The organism is Microbacterium aquilitoris, from assembly GCF_031932285.1.
Classification (GTDB): domain Bacteria; phylum Actinomycetota; class Actinomycetes; order Actinomycetales; family Microbacteriaceae; genus Microbacterium; species Microbacterium aquilitoris.
Genome location: NZ_JAUZVT010000001.1, coordinates 773,308 through 796,835 on the forward strand (window position 1 = coordinate 773,308; position 23,528 = coordinate 796,835).

Sequence of the window (23,528 nt, forward strand, 5' to 3'; positions counted from 1 at the left end):
TCAGCCCTTCACGGCTCCGGTGAGACCGCCGACGATGCGCCGCTCGAACAGGCTGAAGAACAGCAGTGCGGGGAGCATCGACAGCGAGGTGAACGCGAGCACGCGCGCCGTGTCGACGGAGTACTGCGACGAGAACGCCTGCACGCCCAGCGGGAGGGTGAACTGCGACTCGTTGTTGAGGATGAACAGGGGCAGGAGGTACGCGTTCCAGCTGCCGATGAAGGCGAGGATGCCGACGGTGATCACACCCGGCACGGCGAGCGGCAGCACCATGCGCCAGAAGAACCCGAGGCGGCTGCAGCCGTCGATCGACGCGGCTTCCTGGATCTCGTCGGGGATCGCCCGCAGGAACGGGACGAGGATGATGATCGTCGTCGGCAGGGCGAACGCGATCTGCGGGAGGATGATGCCCGGCAGGGTGTTCATGAGCCCGAGCGAGCGGATCACGATGTACAGCGGCGTGATCGCGACGGTGATGGGGAACATGAGGCCCGAGGCGAACAGGGCGTAGAGGAACCCGCGTCCCTTGAAGCTGTACCGGGCGATCACGTAGCTGGCGGCGATGCCGAGGGCGACCGCGCCGATCGTGGTGGCGAGGGCCACGAAGGTCGAGTTGCCGACCTGGCCCCAGAACTGGCCGCTCGTGATGACGCCGACGTAGTTGTCGATGTTCCACGGGTCGGGGAACCCGGCCGGGTCGACCGTGATCGCGGAGTTCGAGCGGAACCCGCCGATGATGATGTAGATCACCGGGCCGAGCATGAGCGCGATGACCGCGAGGGCGACGAAGTAGACGACGGGCGAACCCCACGGCAGCTTCGGCTTGGGCGCGCGGCGCAGGCGCGGCTCGGCCGGCGGTGCCGTGACGAGGGTCATGGTGGCGCTCACTGCACGCCCCTCTCTGTGATGGCGCCCGCCGTGTCACGGCGGAGCACGAAGCGCTGGTAGAACAGCGCGACGATGAGCGAGATGACGAAGATGACGACCGCGACCGCATTGCCGTAGCCGAAGTTCCCGGCGTTGCGGCCGGTGACGACCATGTAGATCGCCATCGTGTTGGTGCCGGCGACCGACGAGACGTACTGGCCCCAGATGATGTAGACGAGGTCGAACAGCTGCAGGGCGCCGATGATCGACAGGAACGCCCAGATGCGCAGGGTCGGTGCGAGCAGCGGCAGGGCGATCTGACGCTGGATCTGCCAGTAGGACGCGCCGTCGATGGCGGCCGCCTCGTACAGCTCTTCGGGGATGCCCTGGAGTCCCGCGAGGAAGAGGATGACGGCGAAGCCGACGTACTTCCACGTGAGGATCGCCATGAGCGTCCAGATCGCGATCGACGGGTCGGCCAGCCAGTCCTGGGTCAGGCCGCCCAGGCCGAGCTTGTCCAGCATCCCGTTGGCGGCGCCGTTGGTCGACAGCAGCAGGCTGAACCCGGTGCCGACGACGACCTCGGCGATGACGTACGGCACGAAGATGAGGATGCGGATGACGGACTGCCCCCGCATCTTGCGGTTGAGCAGGAGCGCCAAGAGGATCGCGATGGGTCCCTGCAGCACCAGCGACATGACGACGATGAAGGCGTTGTGCAGCAGTGCGCTCTGGAAGTTGGGGTCGCTGAAGATCGTGATGTAGTTCTTCAGCCCGACGAAGTCGGTGGCGGGCCCGAAGCCCGACCAGCGGAAGAAGCCGTAATAGGCGGCCATCAGGACCGGCAGGATGACGAACCCGACGAAGAAGATCACGGCGGGTCCGGCGAGGAGGAGGACCTCCAGTCGCCCCGACCAGCCGAGGCCCCGCCGGCGGCGGGACCGCGGCCGAGCCGGGGGCGGCGTGTCGCCACCCCCGGCGTGCGCCGCGAGACCGGTGGCGTCCGAGACGGACATCTCGCGAACGGTCATGGTCAGCCCTGCGCGCCCGCGGCGTTGACGGCTGCGATGAACTTCTGCGGGTCGCTGCCACCGGCGAGCATGTCGACGACGGCGACGTTCAGCGCGTTGCCGACGTTCTGGCCGAGGACGGTGTCGAGCCACTGCGAGACGAACGGGGCGCTGTTGTACGCCTCGAGGATCTGCTGCAGGTAGGGCTCGGTCACCGACTTCTGCGCGACCGAGTTGACCGGCGGCGACTGGAACGCCTCGTAGTACTTCGTCTGCTGCTCCGAGCCGGCGATGAAGTTGAGGAAGTCGGCGCACTCCTTCGGGGCCTGTGCGGAGCACGAGTAACCGTCGACGCCACCCATCATCGATCCGGGCTCACCGTCGCCGCCCGAGATCTCGGGGAAGGGGAACCAGGCCAGGTCGGGGAGGGGCTTCTCGTCCGGCGTCAGCGAGGCGATCACACCCGGGTCCCAAGCGCCCATGAGCTCCATCGCGGCCTTGCGGTTCGCGACGAGGCCGGCCGAGCTGCCGGCGCCCTGCTGGGCGGCCGTGGTGAGGAAGCCTTCGTTGAAGGGCTTGATCGCGGCGAAGTCCGTGAGGTCCTCGGCGGCGCGGGTCCAGCACTCGTCGCTGAAGTCCTTCGAGTCGCCGGTCTCCTCGATCACCTTCGGGCTGCACTCGCGGATGGCGAAGAAGTAGTACCAGTGGGCGGCGGGCCAGGCGTCCTTCGCGCCGAGGGCGATGGGTGCGATGCCGGTGCCCTTCAGCGACTCGACGGAACTCTTGAGCTCGTCGATCGTCGCGGGGGTCTCGGAGATCCCCGCCTCGTCGAAGGCGTCCTGGCTGTAGAAGAAGCCCCCGGGGAGGACCGAGAGGGGCATCGCCCAGACCTTGTCCTGGTAGGTCTCGGCGGCGAACGAGCCCTCGGAGATCTCGCCGCGGATGTCGTCCGAGATGCGGTCGGTCAGGTCCATCAGCTGGCCGGCGTTCACCATCGCGGTCATCTTGCCGCCGCCGCGCTGGAGGAAGATGTCGGGCGGGTCGCCCGCATTGAGAGCGGTCTGCAGCTTGCCGTCCATGTCCTCGTTCTGGACGGACTGCATCTTGATCGTGACGCCGGTGTTCTCCTTCTCGAAGGCCGCGATCGCGTCCTTCCAGAACTGCTGACCGGGGCCGGTGGTCGAGTTCTGCCACAGCGTCATCTCGACGGTGCCGTCCCCACTGCCGCCGCCGTTGTCGCCCGAACAGGCGCTGAGAGCGAGAGTCGCCGCGGCCACCGCCGCGAGCCCCGCCATGATCCTTCTGGTCCTCATGTGATCACCAATCTCCTCATTGAGTGCACGCTCGGTCATCGAGGTGCGGGTGGTCCCGGCGGTGCGTGCCGGGGGTTCGGTCACCAGTGTCGGAATTGTTGCCGTCCACGTCAAACGTTTTCGAAAATGTTTTCCATGGGGCTACGCTTCGACGCATGCGAAGCCGCGCCACGATCCACGACGTCGCCGCCGCGGCCGGTGTCTCGGTCGCGACGGTCTCCAAGGCGGTGAACGGACGGTACGGCGTCGCCCCCTCGACCGTGCAGCGCGTGCTCACCGCCGTCGAGCAGCTGGGCTACGAATCGAGCCTCGTCGCGAGCAGTATGCGCGCACGCCAGACCGGTGTCGTCGGCGTCCTCGTCGCGGACTTCGAGCCGTTCTCCGCCGAGGTGCTCAAAGGAGTCGGCGCGGCTCTGCGCGACTCGCGGCTGGATCTCCTCGCCTACAGCGGATCGCGGGCCGTGTCGAGCGAAGGCTGGGAGCGGCGCTCGCTGAGCCGGTTGAGCGGCACGCTCGTCGACGGGGTGATCATGGTCACCCCCACGGTCGTGAACGTCACGGCGGAGGTCCCCGTCGTCGCGATCGACCCGCACACGGGGCCGGCCGACCTCCCCACCGTCGAGTCCGACAGCTTCGCCGGCGCCCGTCACGCCGTCGCCTACCTCGTCTCGCTCGGACACCGCCGCATCGGGTTCGTCGCCGGTCGCCCCGACCTCCGCTCCTCGATGCTGCGCGAGGGCGGCTACCGGCGGGCGCTCGAAGACGCCCGCATCCCGTTCGACCCCGACCTCGTCGGAGTCGGACGCTACGTGGAGGACATCGCGCGCGAAGCGGCCACCCGGCTGCTGCGCCGGGCCGACCGTCCCACGGCGGTGTTCGCCGCCAACGACATCTCGGCGCTGACCGTCATCCGCGTCGCGCACGAGCACGGCCTGTCCGTGCCCGACGACCTCTCGGTGATCGGGTTCGACGACGTCCCGGATGCCTCGCAGTCGGTGCCCGCGCTGTCGACCGTCCGCCAGCCGATGCAGCGCCTGGGCGCCGAGGCCGTGACGATGCTGCTGGAGTTCATGGGCGGCGGCGTCCCCGCAGCGACGCACCTGCGCCTGCCGACGGCGCTCGTCCCCCGGGCGACCACGGCGCCGCCCGGAGCGGACTGAGGCATCCTTCCCAGCGCGCTCGGAGTGGTTCCCGATAGCGTCGCCTCATGTCCACTCCGCTCGATGAGCAGCAGATCACGGTGTCCGCCTCCTCTCTTCGGAGCATGCGCGATGAGTTCCAGCGCTTCCTCATGGAGTACCGGTTCGGCCTGCAGGAGATCGAGACGAAGATCTCGATCCTCCGCGAGGAGTTCCACGAGATGCACGACTACAACCCGATCGAGCACGTCTCGAGCCGCGTGAAGTCGCCCGATAGCATCGTCGAGAAGATCCAGCGCCGCGGCATCGACCCTGATTTCGAGTCCGTGCGCGCACACATCACCGACGTCGCCGGCATCCGCATCACCTGCAGTTTCGTGAACGACGTGTATCGCCTGTTCGACCTGCTGACCGCGCAGGACGACATCACCGTCCGCGAGGTCGAGGACTACATCGCGACCCCGAAGGGAAACGGCTACAAGAGCCTGCACGCGATCCTCGAGGTGCCGGTCTACCTGTCGACGGGACGCGTCGACGTGCCCGTCGAGGTGCAGTTCCGGACGATCGCCATGGACTTCTGGGCGAGCCTCGAGCACAAGATCTACTACAAGTACGAACGCCAGGTGCCCGATCACCTGCTGGGGCAGTTGAAGGATGCCGCGGACGCCGCCGCCGAGCTGGACGCCCGCATGACGCGCCTCCACCAGCAGATCCGCGGCGCCGGATCCTCCGCGCCGGCGCACCTCGTCTGACGGTGGCGGCGCACACGACCGGCGGTCTGCTGCAGGCGGCGCGCGAGCGCCTCGAAGGGTCGCCGCGGGAGCGGCTGGGGGAGTGGGTGGCGAACCGCCGCATCCTGGGCATCGGACGGGCCCCGCGGATCGTCCCGGTGACGGATGCCTGGCACATCGGGGCGCTGCTGATCGGCGAGGACCGCGTCTTCGCGACCGGCGAGGTGCTGCGCGCGCGGCACGACGCGATCCGCGGGTACACCGCCGAGGCGCAGCGCGCGCGGTCGGAGCGGGCCGCGGCCGCGTTCCGGGGCGGGTTCGCCGAGGGCGAGGTACTCCACCTGGGGTGGACCGAGATGGATGCCGCCGCCGTCGACCGCGGCGAGGGCTCCGGCATCCTGTCGCTGCAGGGCGGCGTGCCGCACATCGCGTGGAGCCACACCGGTCCGCCGAGGCCGCTCGCGGACTATCTGGCAGACATGCTGTCCCTGCGCTGACCTGTCAAGGGCCCGGGGTCGGAAATACTGCCTGGGTACTGTGGCATTCCACCTATCACAGGAGTCCGCATGCAGGTTTGGCCCGGTTCCGCTTACCCTCTGGGAGCGACCTTCGACGGTAATGGGACGAACTTCGCCCTGTTCAGCGAGTGCGCCGAGAAGGTCGAGCTCTGCCTGTTCGACGAGAGCGGCGAGGAGACGCGCGTCGAACTCATCGACGTCGACGCGTTCGTCTGGCACGCCTACCTGCCGTCGGTGCAGCCGGGGCAGCGCTACGGCTACCGCGTGCACGGGCCCTACGACCCCGAGAACGGTCAGCGGTTCAACCCGAACAAGCTTCTCCTCGACCCGTACGCGAAGGCCGTGGACGGTCAGGTCGAATGGGACCAGTCCGTCTTCAGCTACACGTTCGGCGACCCCGACTCGACCAACGACGACGACTCCGCCGCGGCCATGATGAAGGGCGTCGTCGTCAACCCGTACTTCGACTGGCAGGGTGACCGCCAGCCGAAGACGCCGTACGCCGAGAGCGTGATCTACGAAGCCCATGTGAAGGGCCTCACGATGACGCACCCCGACATCCCCGAGGACATCCGCGGCACCTACAGTGCCATCGCGCATCCGGTGATCATCGAGCACCTCAAGAAGATCGGCGTCACGGCGCTCGAGCTCATGCCGGTGCACCAGTTCGTGAACGACTCGACGCTCCAGGAGAAGGACCTCTCCAACTACTGGGGTTACAACACGATCGCCTTCTTCGCGCCGCAGAACACCTACTCGGCTGCGGGCGGCGTCGGCCAGCAGGTGCAGGAGTTCAAGGCGATGGTGCGCGCGCTCCACGCCGCGGGCATCGAGGTCATCCTCGACGTCGTGTACAACCACACCGCCGAGGGCAACCACATGGGTCCGACGCTCTCGATGCGCGGCATCGACAACCTCGCCTACTACCGGCTCGAGGACGACGACAAGCGGTACTACACGGACTACACCGGGACGGGCAACAGCCTCAACGTCGGCAACCCGCACACGCTGCAGCTCATCATGGATTCGCTCCGCTACTGGGTGCTCGAGATGCACGTCGACGGCTTCCGCTTCGACCTCGCCTCGACCCTGGCACGCGAGTTCTACGACGTCGACCGGCTGTCGGCGTTCTTCGAGCTCGTGCAGCAGGACCCGATCGTCAGTCAGGTGAAGCTGATCGCCGAGCCGTGGGACATCGGCCCGGGCGGCTACCAGGTCGGCAACTTCCCGCCGCAGTGGACGGAGTGGAACGGCAAGTACCGCGACACGGTCCGCGACTTCTGGCGCGGCGAGCCGTCGACGCTCGGCGAGTTCGCGCTGCGCCTCACCGGGTCCGCCGACCTCTACGAGCAGGACGGCCGGTGGCCGGTGGCATCCATCAACTTCGTCACCGCTCACGACGGGTTCACCCTGCGCGACCTCGTCTCGTACAACGAGAAGCACAACGAGGCCAACGGTGAGGACAACAACGACGGCGAATCGCACAACCGTTCGTACAACCACGGCGTCGAAGGCCCCACGGACGACCCCGACATCCTGCGGGTGCGCGCACGTCAGCAGCGCAACTTCCTCGCGACGATGCTGCTGAGCCAGGGCGTGCCGATGATCTCCCATGGCGACGAGCTCGGTCGCTCGCAGCACGGCAACAACAACGGCTACGCGCAGGACAACGAGCTCACCTGGATCGACTGGACGGCGATCGACCAGCCCCTCATCGAGTTCACCTCGGTGCTCGCGCGACTGCGCCGCGACCACCCGACGTTCCGGCGGCGGCGGTTCTTCGACGGGCGTCCGGTGCGGCGCGAGGAGGGAGCACCGCTCCCCGACATCGCGTGGATCCGTCCGGACGGTTCGGCGATGCAGCCCGAGGATTGGGATTCTGGCTTCGGCCGCGCCGTGGGCGTCTTCCTCAACGGTGACGGCATCCGCGAGCGCGACCGCCGCGGCGAGGAGATCCACGACCGCCACTTCTTCGTGTTCTTCAACGCGAGCGACCAGGCGATCGACTTCACCATCCCCACGGCGACCGCCAGCCCGCGCTGGGAGGTCATCGTCGACACCGCCGGCGGCGTGGACGAGATCCCGATCGTCGACCCCGGCGGCACGGTCACGGTCGGAGGTCGGGCGCTCGTCGTCCTGCGCGACCACGAGCAGGAGACGGTCGAAGTCGATTCATCGGTGGCCGCGTCCCTTTCCGCGATGACCGGGGCGATCGACGTCCCCGCGCAGTCGCAGCAGAGCGAGCTTCCGCACTCATGACCGACGTTCAGAAGGCTCCGCTGTCCACCTATCGGCTGCAGATCCGGGCCGGATTCGATCTGGATGCCGCAGCCGAGCTGACCGACTACCTGCGTGACCTCGGTGTGGACTGGGCCTACCTGTCGCCGATCCTGGCCGCGACGAGCGGATCGGACCACGGCTACGACGTCGTGGACCCGACGGTCGTCGACCCCGAGCGCGGCGGCCCCGAGGGGCTGTCGCGGTTTGCCGCCGCGGCGCGCGCGGCGGGGCTCGGCATCCTGATCGACATCGTTCCGAACCACCAGGGCGTCGCGGATCCGCGGCAGAACCCGTGGTGGTGGGACGTCCTGCGCCAGGGACAGGCGTCGCCCCACGCGGCGGCGTTCGACGTGAACTGGGCGCTCGGCGGACGGCTGCGGCTGCCCGTGCTCGGGTCGGAGCTCGATGCCGCCGTCGAGGCGGGCGAGATCACGATCGACGCCGAGGCGGGCGTCGTCCGGTACTTCGACCACGAGTTCCCGCTCGCGGACGGCACCGGCGAGGGGGACGTCCGCGACGTCCTCGCGGCGCAGCACTACGAGCTGCTGTTCTGGCGCCGCGGTGACGCGGAACTCAACTACCGTCGCTTCTTCGCCGTGACGACGCTCGCGGGCGTCCGCGTCGAGGACCCGGCCGTGTTCGACGCGAGCCACGTCGAGATCGTGCGCTGGATCGACGAGGGTCTCGCCGACGGTCTGCGGGTCGACCACCCGGACGGCCTCGCCGACCCGGGCGGGTACCTCGACCTGTTGGCGGATGCCACGGATGGCGCGTACGTGCTGGTGGAGAAGATCCTCGAGCACGGCGAGGACCTGCCGTCGTGGTGGGCGACCGAGGGCACGACCGGATACGACGCGATGGCGGTCCTCGACCGCGTGCTCGTCGACCCGTCCGGCGAGCAGGGCCTCACCTTGCTCGACACGCAGCTGCGAGACGGTGCGGCAGCCGACTACGCCGACATGATGCACGAGGCCAAGCTCGCGTGGGCGACCGACGGCTTGCACGCCGAGGTGCTCCGGCTCGCGGCGCTCGTCCCCGCCGGTGAGCGGAACGGCGCGTCCGACGAGCAGTGGCTCGACGCGCTCGCCGAGCTGCTCGCGGCGTTCCCGGTGTACCGCGCCTACCTTCCCGCCGGCGTCGAAGAGGTCGATGAGGCGGTCGCGCTGGCCTCGTCGCGCCGTCCCGAGCTGGGCGACGCGTTCGAGACGATCGCGGCGCGCCTGACGGCCGGCCCCGACAGCGAGTTCACGAGGCGGTTCATGCAGTCGACCGGTCCCGTCATGGCGAAGGGCGTCGAGGACACGACGTTCTACCGCTGGACCCGGCTCGGCACGCTCACCGAGGTGGGCGGCGACCCGACCGAGTTCGCGGTCGACGTCGACGGGTTCCATGCGGCATCCGCTCGTCGTCAGGCTTCGTGGCCGGCGGCGATGACGTCGCTGTCGACGCACGACACGAAGCGCAGCGAGGACGTCCGGACGCGCCTGTCCGTGCTGGCCGAGATGCCGGAGCGGTGGGCCGAGGTCCTCGGCCAGCTGCGCCAGGTCGCCTCGACCGGTGACGGCCCGTTCGACAACCTGCTGTGGCAGGCGATCGTCGGCGCGTGGCCCGCATCGCGAGAGCGCCTGCACGCGTACGCCGAGAAGGCGTCGCGCGAAGCGGGGAACAGCACGACCTGGTCGGACCCTGATGAGGCCTTCGAAGAGAAGATGCACGACCTCGTCGATGCCGCCTTCGGCGATGCGCGGGCGATCGTCGAGGGCTTCGTGGACGAGATCACGCCGCTCGGCCGGTCGAACTCGCTCTCGCTGAAGCTGCTGCAGTTGGCCGGCCCGGGCGTCCCGGACGTTTACCAGGGCACCGAGCTGTGGGACCACTCGCTCGTCGACCCCGACAACCGTCGCGAGGTCGACTTCGCGGAACGCCGGCGCCTGCTCGCACGTCTCGACGAGGGGTGGATGCCGCCGGTCGACACGTCGGGCGCGGCGAAGCTGCTCGTGGTGTCGCGTGCCCTGCGGCTGAAGCGCGACCATCCGGAGCTGTTCACGCGGTACACGCCGATGACGGTCGCGGGGGAGGCCGCAGACCACGCGGTCGCCTTCGACCGCGGCGGCGTCGTGGCGGTGGCGACGCGGTTGCCGGCCGGGCTCGCCGCTCGCGGCGGCTGGGGCGACACCGAGGTGATGACGCACGTCGGCCCGACGGTCGACGTGCTGACCGGGCGCCGGTTCGAGGGCGGTCGTCTGCGGCTCGCCGACCTGCTGGACACCTACCCCGTCGCGCTGCTCGCGCCGGCGGACGTCATCGAAGGGGACGCATCGTGATCGAGGTCTGGGCTCCGCGCGTCGAGCGGGTGCGGCTGCGCCGCCCCGATGCGGACGACGTCGCGCTGACCGCCGCCGGTGACGGCTGGTGGCGCACCGACGTCGCGCTGGCGGACGGCGACGAGTACGGCTTCGTCCTCGGTGACGGCGGCGACCTCCGTCCCGACCCGCGGTCGCGGCGGCAGCCGCGAGGCGTCCACGACGCGTCGGCGTGGGTGGACCCGGCATCCTTCCCGTGGACGGATGAGGCGTGGACCGGCCGGCAGCTTGCCGGCGGGCTGATCTACGAGCTGCATCTCGGGACGTTCACGCCCGAAGGGACGCTGGATGCCGCGATCGCCCGGTTCGGCCACCTGATCGACATCGGCGTGACGCACATCGAGCTGCTGCCGGTGAACGCCTTCAACGGCACCCACAACTGGGGCTACGACGGCGTGCTCTGGTACGCCGTGCAGGAGACGTACGGCGGTCCGGCCGCGTATCAGCGCTTCGTGGATGCCGCGCACGCGGCGGGCCTCGCGGTGATCCAGGACGTCGTCTACAACCACCTGGGGCCGAGCGGGAACTACCTGCCCGAGTACGGTCCGTACCTGCGCGACGGGTCGCGGAACACGTGGGGCGACAGCCTCAACCTCGACGAGGCGGCCGTGCGGTCGTTCATCGTCGACAACGCGCTGATGTGGATGCGGGACTTCCACGTCGACGGTCTGCGGCTGGACGCCGTGCACGCGCTGCACGAGTCCGGGGAGCAGCCGGTGCACATCCTGCAGGAGATCGCGGAGCGGACCGACGCGCTGAGCGCGCACGTCGGGCGGCCGCTCACGCTGATCGCCGAGAGCGACCTGAACGATCCGGTGATGTTCCTGCCGCGCGAGGCCGGCGGGTACGGCCTGACGGCGCAGTGGTCGGATGACTGGCATCACGCCGTGCACGTCGCACTGACCGGCGAGGCGGTCGGCTACTACGAGGACTTCGCCGACCCCGAGGCGCTGCCGAAGGTGTGGACGGAGGGCTTCTTCCACAACGGCACCTACTCGTCGTTCCGCGAGCGGGATCACGGCAAGCCCGTGCCCGACGAGTCGGCATCCTGGCGCCTCGTGACGTACGCGCAGGATCACGATCAGATCGGCAACCGCGCGGCGGGAGACCGGTTGACGGCGACGCTGTCGGCCGATCGGCTCGCGGTCGCCGCCGTGCTGACGCTGACCGCGCCCGGGACGCCGATGCTGTTCATGGGCGAGGAGTGGGGTGCGTCGACGCCGTGGCAGTTCTTCACCTCGCACCCCGAGCCGGAACTCGCCGAGGCGACGGCGAAGGGCCGGATCGCGGAGTTCGTGAAGATGGGCTGGGACGAGAGCATCGTGCCGCACCCCAACGACCCCGCGACGTTCGAGCGGTCGAAGCTGGACTGGTCCGAGGTGTCGCAGGGCGATCACGCGCGGCTGCTGGATCTCTACCGGCAGTTGGCCGATCTGCGGCGCTCGCGGCCCGAGCTGACCCACCCGGGTCCCGGTGGGCGGGATGCCGCGGTGCAGACCACCTCGACGGGTCCCCGGTACGTTCTGCACCGCGGCGCGGCGCGGGTTCTCGTGAACCTGTCGTCCGAGCCGTGGGAGGTCGCCGGCGGCGACGTCTGGATCGCGTCCGTCGAGCCGACGTCGGCCGGCGAGCGGCTTGTCGTGGCCCCGGAGTCCGCGGTCGTCGTCGGGGCGTAGTCCACGTTCCCCTGTCGCGACGCGCCGTGCGCGCTCGCCGTCCGCGACAGGGGAAGTGGGATGCCGGGGGTCGCTCATCGGCTGGGGCTGTGGCGCGGTGTTCTGCGTGGCGCAGCGCGCGCAGGATCGGCCCCGGTTCAGGCCTGTGTCGGGTCAGAAGGGTGCCGGGTCTCCGGGATGTGTGGCGGCAGGGGTGAAGGCGACGGCCGGTGTGGGTGCGTCTTCGCGGTAGATCCTGCCGAGGGGTGAGGTCCATTCCAGGACTCCACCCCTCAGTAGTCGGACCCGCCACGCGGTGAACTGCTTCATCGAATGGTGCCTCTGGCAGAGATGCGCGAGGTTGGACAGTTCCGTCTTGCCGCCGAGGGCGTGGTCGTGCGTGTGGTCGACCTCGCACCGGATCGCGGCGACCCGGCATCCCGGAAACCGGCAGTGCTGATCCCGGGCTTGCAGGAACCGTCGCATCCCGGACGGGACACGGTAGGAGTCTGTGGCGACGGTGACTCCGGTGGTGGGGTCGTGAAACAGGCGCTCCCACACGTGCGTCGCACCGGCGAGTGTGCGGGCGGTCGCCGGGTCGATGGGCGAGCGGCCGGTCAGGTCGCACGGGCCATCGTCGACACCGGTCAGTGTCGCCGCGGGTAGGAGCACTTGCACGCGTGCGCGGATCGCGCTGAGCGGCCCGGCCGTCGTATCGCGCGTGTCATCCAACGCCGGCGTTCCCGCGAGGAGCAAATCCGCGAACACGTCCGCGCGGACCTGATCGGTCGAGCGCGCGTCCGTCGCCACAACGTCGGCCTTCTCGGCGCCAGCGCGCTCCGCCCGGGTGTCGACGATCGCCCGCGCCTGCTGGGTGAGCCGGTCGTGGATCCCCTCCGCAATCACGGTCGGCAGGGTCGCGATCAAATCTGACATCCCATCCCGTCCCGGGACCAACCGGACGCACCGCCTCGCCGCAGCTTCCTCGTGTCGTTCCGCGAACGACCGCGGGTGCATCCGGTGCGCGAGGATCTCGAGTTCACCTCGAACCCGGTTCGGCGTCTCACCTTCGCAGCGTTCGATCGCGACCTTCTCGAACTCCGCCCACAACTGTGCCGGCAGGTTCACCCCCGCGTCGACGATCGCCCTCACGTGACCCTGCACGATCCGCCCGGCTTCCCACGCGGCCACGGCCGCCGGGAATCCTTCGATCGTCATCCGAGCCTCCCCGATCCGACGCTGCACCGTGCGGTCGGTCGTGCGCATCGCTCCGCCGATCTCTGCGGCGATCGACCGCAGCACCATGTCGTGCAGGGTCACTTTCGCGTTCGGGGGCGCGCCCTGTTCCTCCGCCAGTCGGCCCGCAGCAGCGAGCGTACGGAGCTGCGCGATCTGCACCGCGGCCATCCGCCGCTCCACGTCCTCGACGTCCGCAACGATGCCCGCAATGGCGGCGAGATACGCATCGCCACCAGGGGTTTCCATCGCTTCTGTCATACCTGAACTATCGCACCAGCCTCCGACATCGAGACCCCGAAAACTGCGGAACTCAGGCGCCGCGAACAGATCCAAAATGAGGAACCTCTCACTCGCTAATCGACACCCGACGCACCCGACCTTCACCCCCCTCAAGCCCCGCTCGAAGCCTGTCAAGAGGTCGCCGCCGCGCGCCACGGGGACGTACCGTGACGGCATGATGAGCCCCACCGCATCCCGTTCGTCGGATCTCACCCGCCAGATCGTCGTGATCTCGGCGGTGACGTTCATGCTGATCGCCGCCCTGTTCGGGGCCGGCGTCCTCGGCGGGACTCCGGTTCAGGACCTGCAGAACGGCGCGCTCTCGGCGACCTCCACGGTGCTCGCTCCCGCGGCCCAGGCCTTCTCGATCTGGAGCGTCATCTACCTGTTCATGATCGCGTACACGATCTGGCAGGCACTCCCGTCGCAGCGCGGCAGTGACCGCCAGCGCAAGGTCGGCTACCCGATCGCCCTCACGGCCGTCCTCAACGGGCTCTGGCTGCTGGCCGCCCAGTACACGACGCTCCTCGTCACCGTCCTGACGATCGTCGCCCTGCTCGTCGCGCTGGGCTGGACCATCCGCATCCTGGTGCTCAATCCGCCGCGCACGTTCGCCGAGACGTTCTTCACCGACGTCACCGTCGGACTGCACCTGGGCTGGGTCACGCTCGCCACCGTCGCGAACACGACCGCCTGGCTGACCGCTGAGGTCGCGCCGACGTCGTGGGGCGACGCCGCCACCGCGTGGGGGATCGCCGTCATCATCGTGGTCGTCCTGATCGCCGCCGCGAGCGCGATCCGCACCGGCGGACGCCTCGCACCGGCGCTCGCTTCGGCGTGGGGACTGCTGTGGATCGGCATCGGCCGGTTCGCGACCGAACCTCAGTCCACCCCGATCGCGATCACGGCGTGGATCGCCGCCGCGATCGTCGTGATCGTCCCTCTCGTGCTCTGGGCACGCGGACGTCGCGGGGAACTCTCGCTCGCGCGCAGCTGAGCGGTCAGAAGATCTCGGCGAATCGGCGCAGCAGCCGCTGCGGCTCGTCGAGATCGGCCGCGAGCACGACCGCGGCGACGGTGTCGTACTCGTCCGCGTCGAAGTAGCCGTGGTTGCGGTAGATCGTCATCCGCTCGGTGAACGCGACGCCGGTCGGCTCGGGGTGGAACTGCGTCGCGTACAGCCGGTCGCCGATCCGGAACGCCTGCACGGGGCACTCGTCGTTCGTCGCGAGGAGCACGGCGCCCTCGGGCAGCCGCTCGATGGCCTCCTTGTGCGCCGTCAGGGCGGTGAACTCGGCCTCCAGCCCGCCGAACAGGAGATCCTGCCGACCCGCATCAGTGAGACGGATGCCGGTGGGCCCCGTCCCCTCCGGGTACTCCCGCGTTACCTCGCCGCCGAGGGCGCGTGAGGCGACACCGATCCCGAAGCACGTGAACAGCGCGGTCGTCCGCCCCGCCACGGCAGTCCGGGCCACGGCCTGCAGCCCCGCCTCGATCCGCACCTGCTCCGCGGACTTGGTGTCGTCGGCATCCGTCGTGTTGAACGGGCTGCCGCCGACCACGAAGCCGCGCCAGCGTTCGAACGCGTCGGCGGGCAGGTCGTCGTCGACGAGGTTCCAGCGCTCGAGGCCGGACTCGCCGACGCTCATCGCCTGGTGGAACGACGCGTACTCGCCGTCCGCGGCATCCACCTGCGGGCGAACGCACAGATAGACGAGCGGAGCCATTCCTCGAGTCTAAATGCCCGGTCCGGGGCCGAACGCCGTGCGTCAGCGCGAGGAGTTCGAGGTGCGCCCCCGGACGATCCCCACGAATGTGTCGACCAGCTCGGTCGCCCCCTCGGCGGGCCAGGCGAGTGCGACGGCGGATGCCGGGGCCTCCGCGAGCGGCCGGAACGTCACGTCCTTGCGGTGGTGCAGTCGGGCGAGCGACATGGGCACGAGGACGATCGCGACGCCGGTGGCCACGATCTCGACCGCCTCGCCCGTCGTGGCCGGCGCCGCGAATCGCGGCTCCGCGGTCCCCGCGACATCGAAGGACAGGACGTCGTCGCCCGGCACGATGCGGACCTCGCCGAGAAGGTCTTCCGCGGTCAGCTCGTCCGCCGCCGTCAGAGCGGAGTCGGTAGCGCACACCACGACCGTCGTCTCCTCGTAGAGCGGGATGACGTTCAGACCGTCGCGGTCGATCGGCAGCCGGACGATCGCCGCATCCACATCGCCCCGCGCGAACGCCGCGTGTTGCTCCGCGACCGTGAGGGGGACGAGCTCGAGCGGGTTGCGCGGCATCCGGGTCTTCCAGATGTCGATCCACTTGCCCGGCGTCGCCCCCGGGATCGCGCCGAGGCGGAACGGGCCGGACGGCGGTGCGGGTACCGGCGCGGCCGGTGCGGGGGCCGGCTTCCGCTTCGGCGTGGGCTTCGGAGTCGGTTTGGCGCCCCCCGCGCGGCCCTTCCCCGGCGTCGGACGGCCGCCCTTGCGCTGGGGTCCGCCGCGTGTCGCCATGCCTGCCAGCGTAGCCGCGCGCCTCGGGACGCTTCGGGATGCCACGGGGACGCCGCGGCTCAGCAGGTGCCCCATCGTCCGGCGCCCTCGGCCCGAGCGGCGGACTCGGCAGCGGCGAACCGCTTCGCGTAGCGGGTGTTCGGTGCGATGCGGAGCGTCGCAGCGTGGCCCTCCGCCACGAGCGCCTCGTTGACGAACGTCCCGTCCGCGGTCCACAGGTAGCGGAGTTCGCGGTCGTACCGGTCGAGGTCCTCCCGGTCGGCGACGGCCCGGAGGCGGGCGCCCTCGGGTGCGAGGTCACGCAGCCGGGCGGTCGCGGCATCCGCTCCGCATTCCGGTTCGGGATGCGCCTCGGGAGCGTCGATGCCGATCAGACGGACTCGAGTACCGTCCGCAGTCACGAGGGTGTCGCCGTCGACCACGCGCTGCACCGTGATCACGTCGGCTCCCGCCGGCATCCCCTCACCCGTCGACCCGCGCAGAGCGGATGCCGCGACCCAGATCCCCGCCAGCAGGAGCGCACCGACGAACCCCGCGACGACGGCGCGGGTCGAGCGGCGCGGGGTGGTCATGCGCCGAGGCTAACCCCAGCCACAGACGAAGGCCCGACCCCTGGAGAGGGATCGGGCCTTGCAGACGTGTGGGGGGGGTCAGGCCGCCAGGCGGAGACCACGACGGTCGGTCGCGACGCGCTCGCCTTCGGGGATGCTCTCGTCGTCGCCGATGAGGGACTCCGGTGCGACGCGCGCTCCGGCGCCGACGAAGCAGCGGACGCCGATCTTCGCGCCGGCACCGATGGCTGCTCCGGGTCCGATGTGCGCGTGGGGTGCGATCTCTGCGTTCGGGCCGATGACGGCCTCCGGTTCGATCCACACTCCGCGTCCGATGCGGGCGCCTGCGGCGATCTGCGCCCCGGGTTCGACGTAGCTTCCTGCTTCGACGATCGCGCTCGGGTGCACCTTGGCTCCGTTCGCGATCAAGCCACGTCCGTTGGCGTGCTTGCGGTAGCGCAGCGTCTCGCCTCGGTCGTTCTCGATGTCGATGTAGTTCTTGCCCACGGGTCCTCCTTGACGGATACAACGTCCCACAGGGCATTTCATTCCCGAATGGCAACCGAAATCACGGGGTTGACCGCGGCTGGGTAACCTGATTCGGTGACAGCGCACGAAGAGATGGCCGACCCCGCCGCCCCCGAGACGGGCCCGTCGCTCGTCTTCGAGGAGAAGGCCGCTCCGCACACCTGGCTCGACGACATCGTCGGACTCGCGACCGGAACGTTCACCGTTTCCCTGGGATTGTTCCTGCTGCACATGAGCATGGCCGTCACCGGCGGCACCGCGGGCCTGTCCCTGCTGCTGAACTATGCGCTCGACTGGCCGTTCGCGGCACTGTTCGCCGTCGTCAACCTGCCCTTCGGCGTCCTGGCGGTCTGGAAGCGCGGATGGAACTTCGCCCTCCGCACCCTGGTGTGCATCGGGGCGGTCTCCGGGTTCTCCGTCCTCATCGAGCAGCTGTTCCTCATCGACAGGATCGACCCGATCTTCGGGACCATCGCCGGCAACCTCCTCGCCGGGATCGGCCTGCTGATCGTCTTCCGGCACGGCGCGAGCCTCGGTGGGATCAACGTCGTCGCCCTCGTGATCCAGGATGCGACCGGAATCCGCGTGGGGTGGACCATGATGGTCTTCGATGTCCTCGTCATCCTGCTCGCCCTCCTGGTCGTCCCCTGGCAGTTCGTTCTGCTCAGCGCGGCGGGGGCCGTCGTGCTGAACCTCGTCCTCGCTCTGAACCACCGGCCCGGCCGGTACATCGGTCACTGATGGTCGACATCGGAGGAGTACGCCTGTCGGGCAGGATGATCTGCGCGACGAAGGACGAAGCGGATGCCGTGCGGCGCCACCTCGACGCGCACATCGAGCGCACGCGGGCCGAGGACGGCTGCCTGCTGTTCGAGATCACACCGCTCGGCGGCGGTCGTGCGTGGTCGGTCGAGGAGCTCTGGACCGATGCGTCCACGTTCCGGGAGCACCAGCGACGCGCCGCGGACAGCGAATGGGGTCGCGCGACGGCGGGGATCGAACGCCGTTACCGCGTCGAGGGACTCACGCCGGACGAATGACCGGTCGGCCGGTCACGGCTGGCAGACGGGGCACCAGAACACGATCCGCTCGCTCGTCGCACGCGCCCCGAGCTCCGATCCCTCGATGAGCGTGCCGCAGCGTCGGCACGGCTTGCCGCCGCGTCCGTAGACCCACGTCTGCTTCCCCGGGCGGTTGTCGCCCGTGAACGTGCGCCCCTGTCGATCCCGGTTCGCGCGGATCATCCGCACACCCGTGTCGATGAGACCCGCGACGTCGACCTCCGTCGCGAGTGCGGTGGGACGGACGCCGCGCACGAACAGCAGCTCGTTCGCGTACTCGTTGCCGAACCCGGCGACGTTCCGCTGATCGAGGAGCGCCACGTGGATCGCACGCTCGTCGGCTGCGACGTTCGCCACCGCCTGCGCCGCGTCCCAGTCGGCGGAGAGCGGATCGGGCCCGAGGTGCCCGACCACGCGGTCCTCCTCGGCGGTCGGCAGGACCTCGACCATCGCGAGCTCGAAGCCGACGGCATCCGCGGGTCTCGTGCCGACGATCGCGCGGGCCTGGAACGCGGGGGCGCGCCACTTCTGGCCCGGCCTGTAGACGTGCCAGCGGCCCTCCATCTTGAGGTGGGAGTGCAGGGTCTGCGCCCCGATGCGCATGAGCAGGTGCTTGCCGCGCGGCACGACCTCGCGCACCGTCTCACCGCGCAGGTCGACCGTGGCGCTCCGCGGCACACGCACCTCGAATCGCGTGACCTCGTGGCCCGCGAGCGCCTCGTGCAGCTTCCGCGCGGCACGGAAGACGGTGTCGCCCTCAGGCACGCTGAGGCTCCCGTGAGCCGCGCCGCAGGGTGAGGCCCTTGGGCGACTCGACGAAACCGGCGTCGCGGAGGGCGCGGCCGGCGGCGGTCGTGTAAACGAACGCACCGCTCACCTGCTCGATCGTGAGGGTGTCGAGGCCACGGGCGCGCGAGGTCTCGACAAGGCTGCGCGCGGCGGCGACCAGGACGTCCTCGTCGTCGGTGAAGGCGAGCGCGGTGCGCCCGCCGCGCTCGAGGTAGAGCACGAGGGTGCCGTCGACCAGCACGACCAGTCCGCCGGCTTTGCGGCCGGGGCGGTGGTTCACTCCCTCGATCGACGGCCAGTTCAGCGCCGCGCCGTAGGGGTTGGCAGGATCGGTGGCGGCGAGCGTCCGCGCGGTGAGCGGTGCGGGCTCGGGCACCGACGCGAACTCGCGGAGCCGGTCGACGGTCGCCGAGGTCGCGAACTGGGCGGCCCCCAGCTTCTCGACGAAGTAGCCGCGCCGGCAGTGCCCGGCATCCTCGAATCCCGCCAGGATCCGGTACACCTGCGCGAAGCCGCCCGGGACCCCCTCGGCCTGGACCGAGCCGCGGGTGACGACGCCGTAGCGCTCGAGGAGCATGCCCGCCGTCGCGGTCGCCCGCAGGGTCGCATCGTCATCGGGGACGGGCAGCAGCGACCAGCGGCCGCCGACCATGGCCGGGCGCTGCGGTGCGGGCCGCGCCGCGGCGGCGATCGGCGTCCCGCGGAACATGCGGGTGCGGGGTGTCCGCCGCGTCACCCGGTGCGCTTGCGATCCGCCGGCGAGGAGCCCTCGGACGGGCGCGAACGTGTCGTTCGTGACGCGCCCCGACCAGGTCAGGTTCCAGAGCGCGTCGATGACGGACTGCTCGTTCGGCGCCTCGACCATGCCGACCAGCTGACCGGCGAAGTAAGCGCCGCCGGCGCCGAGCGCGTCGAGGAGCGACTGCTCGAACGGCGTCACCTCGTCTTCGGGGATCTGCAGCGTGAGCGTCGCGGCATCCGCGGGGTGCAGCGCGATCCAGCCGTCGCGTCCGGGCAGAGAACCGTGACCCGACCAGAGCACCTCGCCGGTCGCCGTCAGTTCGTCGAGCAGGGCGGGGGAGTAATTCCGCACGCGCGACGGCAGGATGAGTGATTCCCACGCGCTTGCCGGGAGCGGGACACCGGCGAGCTGCTCGACCACGGCGAGCACCCCGTCGACCCCTTCGAGCGGACGCGTCAGGTGCTGCCAGACGGGCAGGAAACGCCCCAGCGCCTCGGGCTCGACGGGTTCGACGCTGCCGCGGATCGCGGCGAGCGAACGCATCCGGATGCGGCGCAGCACCTCGCTGTCGCACCACTCGAGGTCGTCCGGGTGTGCGGAGTCCGCGGGCAGGAAGAACCCGCTCGCGAGCCGGCCCTGCGCTTCGAGCCGCTGCAGTGTCTGACGGGCGACGGCGCCGCCCACGCCGAGGCGCGTCGCGACGTCGGAGGTCCGGAACGGTCCGTGCGTGCGGGCGTACCGCGCGACGAGGTCGGCGAGCGGATCGGCGACGGGTTCGAGGAAGGCCGTCGGGATGCCGACGGGCAGTGCCGCGCCGAGGGCGTCGCGCAGGCGGCCCGCATCCTCGATGCCGGCGACGCGCGCGACGCCGCCGAACGTGACGCGGATGGCGCGGCGGGTGTCGACGAGTTCGTCGAGCAGAGCCGCGGAATCGGTTTCGGTCGCTGCTAGAGCGGGCGCGTCCGGGTCCGTCGCCGCGCCCTCGAGGCGTTCTGCCACCTCGGCTACCGAGAGCGGACCGAGCAGCCGCAGGAGGTCGGCGACGCCCTCGACGCCGCGTACGCGCCTCGTCGGGTCGAGTCGCTGGAGTTCGCGTTCGTACTGTTCGATGACGCCGGGGTCGAGCAGCTCGCGCATCTCGATCTTGCCGAGCAGCTCGCTCAGCAGGGCAGGATCGACCGACAGCGCTGCCGCTCGGCGCTCGGCGAGGGGCGAGTCGCCCTCGTACATGAACGCGCCGACATATCCGAACAGCAGGTCGCGCGCGTACGGCGACGGAGAGCTCGTCGTCGTCTCGACGAGACGGATGCGGCGGTCCGCGATGCTCCGTGCGATCCGCAGCAGGGCCGGGAGGTCGTAGACGTCCTGCAGGACCTCGCGGAGGGTCTCGAGGATGATCGGGAAGGTCGGGTGCTCCTTGGCGACCTCGAGCAGTTGCGCGGAACGCTGGCGCTGTTGCCACAGGGGCGATCGCTTGTTCGGGTTGAGGCGGGGGAGCAGGAGTGCCCGAGCCGCGCATTCGCGGAACCGCGAGGCGAACAGTGCGGACCCGCCGACCTCCGAGGTGACGAGTTGTTCGAGTTCGTCCGCGTCGAAGACGAACAGCTCGGCTCCGGGCGGCTCGGCATCCGTGTCGGGCACGCGGGCGATGATCCCGTCGTCGCTCGCGACCGCGGCACCCTCGACGCCGAGACGCTCGCGGATCCGCGCGTTGACGGCCAGCGCCCACGGTGCGTGCACGTGCATGCCGTACGGGGAATGCAGGATGACGCGCCAGTCGCCGACTTCGTCGCGGGAGCGTTCGACGGTCAGGGTCTTGTCGGTCGGAAGGCTGCCCGTCGCCTCGCGCTGCTCGCCGATGTAGGCGAGCAGGTTGCCGATCGCGTTGTCGTCGAGGCCGGATTCCCGCAGCCGCGCGATCGCCTTCTCGGGCTTCGCCGTCGAGAGCTCGCGGGAGAACTTGCCGAGGGCCTCGCCGAGCTCGGCGGGTCTACCGAGACCGTCGCCGTGCCAGAACGGAAGCTTGCCCGGTTGCCCGTAGGCGGGGAGGACGTTCACCCGGTCGTGGGTGATCTCGACGATGCGCCAACTCGTCGTGCCGAGGGTGAACACGTCACCCACGCGGGACTCGTAGACCATCTCCTCGTCGAGCTCGCCGACACGGGCGTTGCGCGCCTCACCCGAGATGAAGACGCCGAACAGTCCCCGGTCGGGGATCGTGCCGCCGCTGGTGACCGCGATGCGCTGCGCACCCGGCCGGCCGGTGATGGTCCCGGCATCCCGATCCCAGACGACGCGGGGACGCAGTTCGGCGAAGGCATCGGACGGGTAGCGGCCGGCGAGCAGGTCGAGTGTCGCTTCGTAGGCCGAGCGGGGGAGGGAGCGGAACGGGGCCGAGCGTTTGACGGTCTCGAACCAGCCCTCGACGTCGAGCACGGCCACGGCGGAGGCGGCGATCGTGTGCTGGGCGAGGATGTCGAGCGGATTCTGCGGCACCGAGATCGCCTCGATCTGCCCCGCCAGCATCCGCTCGGTCACGACGGCCGTGTGCAGCACGTCGCCGCGGTGCTTGGGGAAGAGCGCGGCGCGGCTGACCTCGCCGACCTGGTGACCGGCGCGACCGACGCGCTGCAGACCGGATGCCGCCGAGGGCGGCGCCTCGACCTGGATCACGAGGTCGACGGCGCCCATGTCGATGCCGAGCTCGAGGCTGCTCGTCGCGACGACGCAGCGGAGCGCCCCGGACTTCAGCTCGTCCTCGACCTGCGCGCGCTGCTCCTTCGACACCGAGCCGTGGTGCGCCTTCGCGAGGATCGCCTCGACCCCGGCTGACGCGCCCGCCTGCGCCATCACGGCGGCTGGCACGGTCGGATCCGGCACGTCGATGCCGACCCGCTCGGCGTAGATCTCGTTGAGTCGTCCCGTCAGGCGCTCCGCGAGGCGGCGCGAGTTCGAGAAGACGATGGTGGACCGGTGGGCGAGGATGCGGTCGACGATCGCCTCCTCGACGTGCGGCCAGACCGATCCGGCCATCTCCGACGACTGCGGCGGCGTGTACCAATTGCCCCCATCCCCATCCCCGTCGTCGTCCGGATCGACGGCGACCGGCGCCTCCTCCTCGGGTGCACCGGGTGGGGGCGGCGGGTTCGTGAGGTCGTCGATCGGCACGACGACGGACAGATCGAAGGCCTTCGTCGCCTTGGGTGCCACGATGTCGACCGGAGCCGCTCCGCCGAGGAACCGGGCCACCTCATCGATCGGGCGGACCGTCGCCGAGAGGCCGATGCGCTGCGCCGGGGTCTCGAGCAGGGCGTCGAGGCGTTCGAGGCTCACGGCGAGGTGGGCGCCGCGCTTGGTCGCCGCGACGGCGTGGACCTCGTCGACGATGACGGTGTGGATGCCGCGAAGCGTCTCGGCTGCCTGCGAGGTCAGCATCAGATACAGCGACTCGGGCGTCGTGATGAGGATGTCCGGCGGGTCGGCGAGCAGGCGCCGACGGTCCCCGGAAGGCGTGTCGCCGGAGCGGACACCCACGGTCACATCGGGCGCGGGCATGCCGAGACGACGGGCCGACTGCCCGATGCCCACCAGCGGGGAGCGGAGGTTGCGCTCGACGTCGACGCCGAGCGCCTTGAGCGGCGAGACGTAGAGGACGCGCGTGCGGGGAGGCGCGGCATCCGCCCGCTTCTTCCTGCCTCGGGCGGGCTTCTCGTCGTCGGCCGCGGGCTTCTCGGCCACACGGTCGCGGAAGATGCGGTCGAGCGCCCAGAGGAACGCCGACAGCGTCTTGCCCGAGCCGGTCGGGGCGACCACGAGCGCGTGCTTGCCGGCGGAGATCGCCTGCCAGGCGCCGGCCTGCGCAGCCGTGGGCGCGTGGAAGGCGCTGCGGAACCAGTCCTGCGTCGCAGGGCTGAACCGCTCGAGGACTTCCGCCATGGTTCCATCATCGCGCGGACCAC

General features: G+C 70.2%; 19 protein-coding genes. 9 read left to right on the forward strand and 10 right to left on the reverse strand.

Annotated elements, in window-relative coordinates:
- From Q9S78_RS03745 to Q9S78_RS03755, 3 genes are read right to left on the reverse strand one after another with little or no spacing between them, the layout of a single operon-like run.
- Window positions 1–876, reverse strand: coding sequence for a carbohydrate ABC transporter permease (locus tag Q9S78_RS03745; protein ID WP_020097872.1), 876 nt, complete (start codon window positions 874–876; stop codon window positions 1–3).
- A gap of 8 nt (window positions 877–884) precedes the next feature.
- Window positions 885–1,898: a carbohydrate ABC transporter permease gene (locus Q9S78_RS03750; protein WP_020097873.1), complete on the reverse strand. Its 1,014-nt coding sequence runs from the start codon at window positions 1,896–1,898 to the stop codon at window positions 885–887.
- A 2-nt stretch (window positions 1,899–1,900) separates the two neighbouring features.
- Window positions 1,901–3,190 (reverse strand): ABC transporter substrate-binding protein, encoded by a 1,290-nt coding sequence (locus Q9S78_RS03755; protein WP_028497456.1) that lies wholly within the window; start codon window positions 3,188–3,190, stop codon window positions 1,901–1,903.
- Window positions 3,191–3,285: 95 nt separating this feature from the next.
- Here Q9S78_RS03755 and Q9S78_RS03760 point away from each other — a divergent pair, with 95 nt between their 5' ends.
- The 6 genes from Q9S78_RS03760 to treZ all read left to right on the forward strand — a co-directional run bounded on the left by Q9S78_RS03760 (window position 3,286) and on the right by treZ (window position 11,897).
- Window positions 3,286–4,350 carry a LacI family DNA-binding transcriptional regulator gene (locus Q9S78_RS03760; RefSeq protein ID WP_376716533.1) on the forward strand — a complete coding sequence of 355 codons (1,065 nt, stop codon included), beginning with the start codon at window positions 3,286–3,288 and terminating at the stop codon, window positions 4,348–4,350.
- Between the two features lie 47 nt (window positions 4,351–4,397).
- Window positions 4,398–5,081, forward strand: coding sequence for a GTP pyrophosphokinase (locus Q9S78_RS03765; RefSeq protein ID WP_311868925.1), 684 nt, complete (start codon window positions 4,398–4,400; stop codon window positions 5,079–5,081).
- A 2-nt stretch (window positions 5,082–5,083) separates the two neighbouring features.
- Window positions 5,084–5,557, forward strand: a complete 474-nt coding sequence (locus Q9S78_RS03770; RefSeq protein WP_311868926.1) for a glutaminase — start codon at window positions 5,084–5,086, stop codon at window positions 5,555–5,557.
- Window positions 5,558–5,626: 69 nt separating this feature from the next.
- Window positions 5,627–7,837 carry a glycogen debranching protein GlgX gene (gene glgX / locus Q9S78_RS03775; protein ID WP_311868928.1) on the forward strand — a complete coding sequence of 737 codons (2,211 nt, stop codon included), beginning with the start codon at window positions 5,627–5,629 and terminating at the stop codon, window positions 7,835–7,837.
- Window positions 7,834–10,182, forward strand: a complete 2,349-nt coding sequence (gene treY / locus Q9S78_RS03780) for a malto-oligosyltrehalose synthase (protein ID WP_311868931.1) — start codon at window positions 7,834–7,836, stop codon at window positions 10,180–10,182. Before glgX ends, treY begins: the two co-directional genes overlap by 4 nt.
- The gene (treZ, locus tag Q9S78_RS03785; protein ID WP_311868933.1) at window positions 10,179–11,897 is read left to right on the forward strand and encodes a malto-oligosyltrehalose trehalohydrolase; all 1,719 of its coding nucleotides are present in this window, start codon (window positions 10,179–10,181) and stop codon (window positions 11,895–11,897) included. Before treY ends, treZ begins: the two co-directional genes overlap by 4 nt.
- Before the next feature lie 153 nt (window positions 11,898–12,050).
- Here the strand turns inward: treZ and Q9S78_RS03790 are convergent, their stop codons facing one another.
- Complete coding sequence (locus Q9S78_RS03790) at window positions 12,051–13,373, reverse strand: HNH endonuclease signature motif containing protein (protein ID WP_311868935.1); 1,323 nt, start codon at window positions 13,371–13,373, stop codon at window positions 12,051–12,053.
- Window positions 13,374–13,569: 196 nt separating this feature from the next.
- On the opposite strand from Q9S78_RS03790, the gene Q9S78_RS03795 reads away from it, so the two are divergent.
- Window positions 13,570–14,391 (forward strand): TspO-related membrane protein, encoded by an 822-nt coding sequence (locus Q9S78_RS03795; RefSeq protein ID WP_512699417.1) that lies wholly within the window; start codon window positions 13,570–13,572, stop codon window positions 14,389–14,391.
- A gap of 4 nt (window positions 14,392–14,395) precedes the next feature.
- On the opposite strand, the gene Q9S78_RS03800 is transcribed toward Q9S78_RS03795, so the two are convergent.
- The 4 genes from Q9S78_RS03800 to Q9S78_RS03815 all read right to left on the reverse strand — a co-directional run bounded on the left by Q9S78_RS03800 (window position 14,396) and on the right by Q9S78_RS03815 (window position 16,956).
- Window positions 14,396–15,121 (reverse strand): glutamine amidotransferase-related protein, encoded by a 726-nt coding sequence (locus Q9S78_RS03800; protein WP_311868936.1) that lies wholly within the window; start codon window positions 15,119–15,121, stop codon window positions 14,396–14,398.
- Between the two features lie 42 nt (window positions 15,122–15,163).
- Window positions 15,164–15,898 carry a LysR family substrate-binding domain-containing protein gene (locus Q9S78_RS03805; protein WP_311868937.1) on the reverse strand — a complete coding sequence of 245 codons (735 nt, stop codon included), beginning with the start codon at window positions 15,896–15,898 and terminating at the stop codon, window positions 15,164–15,166.
- A gap of 59 nt (window positions 15,899–15,957) precedes the next feature.
- On the reverse strand, window positions 15,958–16,470 hold the full coding sequence (locus Q9S78_RS03810) for a thermonuclease family protein (RefSeq protein ID WP_311868939.1): 513 nt from the start codon (window positions 16,468–16,470) through the stop codon (window positions 15,958–15,960).
- A 78-nt stretch (window positions 16,471–16,548) separates the two neighbouring features.
- Window positions 16,549–16,956, reverse strand: coding sequence for a UDP-3-O-(3-hydroxymyristoyl)glucosamine N-acyltransferase (locus Q9S78_RS03815; RefSeq protein ID WP_018185630.1), 408 nt, complete (start codon window positions 16,954–16,956; stop codon window positions 16,549–16,551).
- Window positions 16,957–17,070: 114 nt separating this feature from the next.
- Here Q9S78_RS03815 and Q9S78_RS03820 point away from each other — a divergent pair, with 114 nt between their 5' ends.
- Window positions 17,071–17,718, forward strand: a complete 648-nt coding sequence (locus Q9S78_RS03820) for a YitT family protein (RefSeq protein WP_376716534.1) — start codon at window positions 17,071–17,073, stop codon at window positions 17,716–17,718.
- Complete coding sequence (locus Q9S78_RS03825; protein ID WP_231370926.1) at window positions 17,718–18,017, forward strand: putative quinol monooxygenase; 300 nt, start codon at window positions 17,718–17,720, stop codon at window positions 18,015–18,017. The genes Q9S78_RS03820 and Q9S78_RS03825 overlap by 1 nt, the downstream gene beginning before the upstream one ends.
- A 12-nt stretch (window positions 18,018–18,029) precedes the next feature.
- On the opposite strand, the gene Q9S78_RS03830 is transcribed toward Q9S78_RS03825, so the two are convergent.
- Window positions 18,030–18,803, reverse strand: coding sequence for a DNA-formamidopyrimidine glycosylase family protein (locus tag Q9S78_RS03830; protein ID WP_116228053.1), 774 nt, complete (start codon window positions 18,801–18,803; stop codon window positions 18,030–18,032).
- A complete protein-coding gene (locus Q9S78_RS03835; protein ID WP_311868941.1) occupies window positions 18,796–23,505 on the reverse strand; it encodes an ATP-dependent helicase in 4,710 nt (1,569 codons plus the stop codon). The genes Q9S78_RS03830 and Q9S78_RS03835 overlap by 8 nt, the downstream gene beginning before the upstream one ends.
- Window positions 23,506–23,528 lie beyond the last annotated feature (23 nt).

Coding starts and splice junctions, on each gene's coding strand:
- Q9S78_RS03765 (WP_311868925.1), top strand. CDS start 4,398: ATGTCCACTCCGCTCGATGAGCAGCAGATCACGGTGTCCGCCTCCTCT.
- Q9S78_RS03745 (WP_020097872.1), bottom strand. CDS start 876: ATGACCCTCGTCACGGCACCGCCGGCCGAGCCGCGCCTGCGCCGCGCG.
- Q9S78_RS03750 (WP_020097873.1), bottom strand. CDS start 1,898: ATGACCGTTCGCGAGATGTCCGTCTCGGACGCCACCGGTCTCGCGGCG.
- Q9S78_RS03810 (WP_311868939.1), bottom strand. CDS start 16,470: ATGACCACCCCGCGCCGCTCGACCCGCGCCGTCGTCGCGGGGTTCGTC.
- glgX (WP_311868928.1), top strand. CDS start 5,627: ATGCAGGTTTGGCCCGGTTCCGCTTACCCTCTGGGAGCGACCTTCGAC.
- Q9S78_RS03800 (WP_311868936.1), bottom strand. CDS start 15,121: ATGGCTCCGCTCGTCTATCTGTGCGTTCGCCCGCAGGTGGATGCCGCG.
- Q9S78_RS03795 (WP_512699417.1), top strand. CDS start 13,570: ATGATGAGCCCCACCGCATCCCGTTCGTCGGATCTCACCCGCCAGATC.
- Q9S78_RS03820 (WP_376716534.1), top strand. CDS start 17,071: ATGGCCGACCCCGCCGCCCCCGAGACGGGCCCGTCGCTCGTCTTCGAG.
- Q9S78_RS03835 (WP_311868941.1), bottom strand. CDS start 23,505: ATGGCGGAAGTCCTCGAGCGGTTCAGCCCTGCGACGCAGGACTGGTTC.
- treY (WP_311868931.1), top strand. CDS start 7,834: ATGACCGACGTTCAGAAGGCTCCGCTGTCCACCTATCGGCTGCAGATC.
- Q9S78_RS03755 (WP_028497456.1), bottom strand. CDS start 3,190: ATGAGGACCAGAAGGATCATGGCGGGGCTCGCGGCGGTGGCCGCGGCG.
- Q9S78_RS03805 (WP_311868937.1), bottom strand. CDS start 15,898: ATGGCGACACGCGGCGGACCCCAGCGCAAGGGCGGCCGTCCGACGCCG.
- Q9S78_RS03790 (WP_311868935.1), bottom strand. CDS start 13,373: ATGACAGAAGCGATGGAAACCCCTGGTGGCGATGCGTATCTCGCCGCC.
- Q9S78_RS03825 (WP_231370926.1), top strand. CDS start 17,718: ATGGTCGACATCGGAGGAGTACGCCTGTCGGGCAGGATGATCTGCGCG.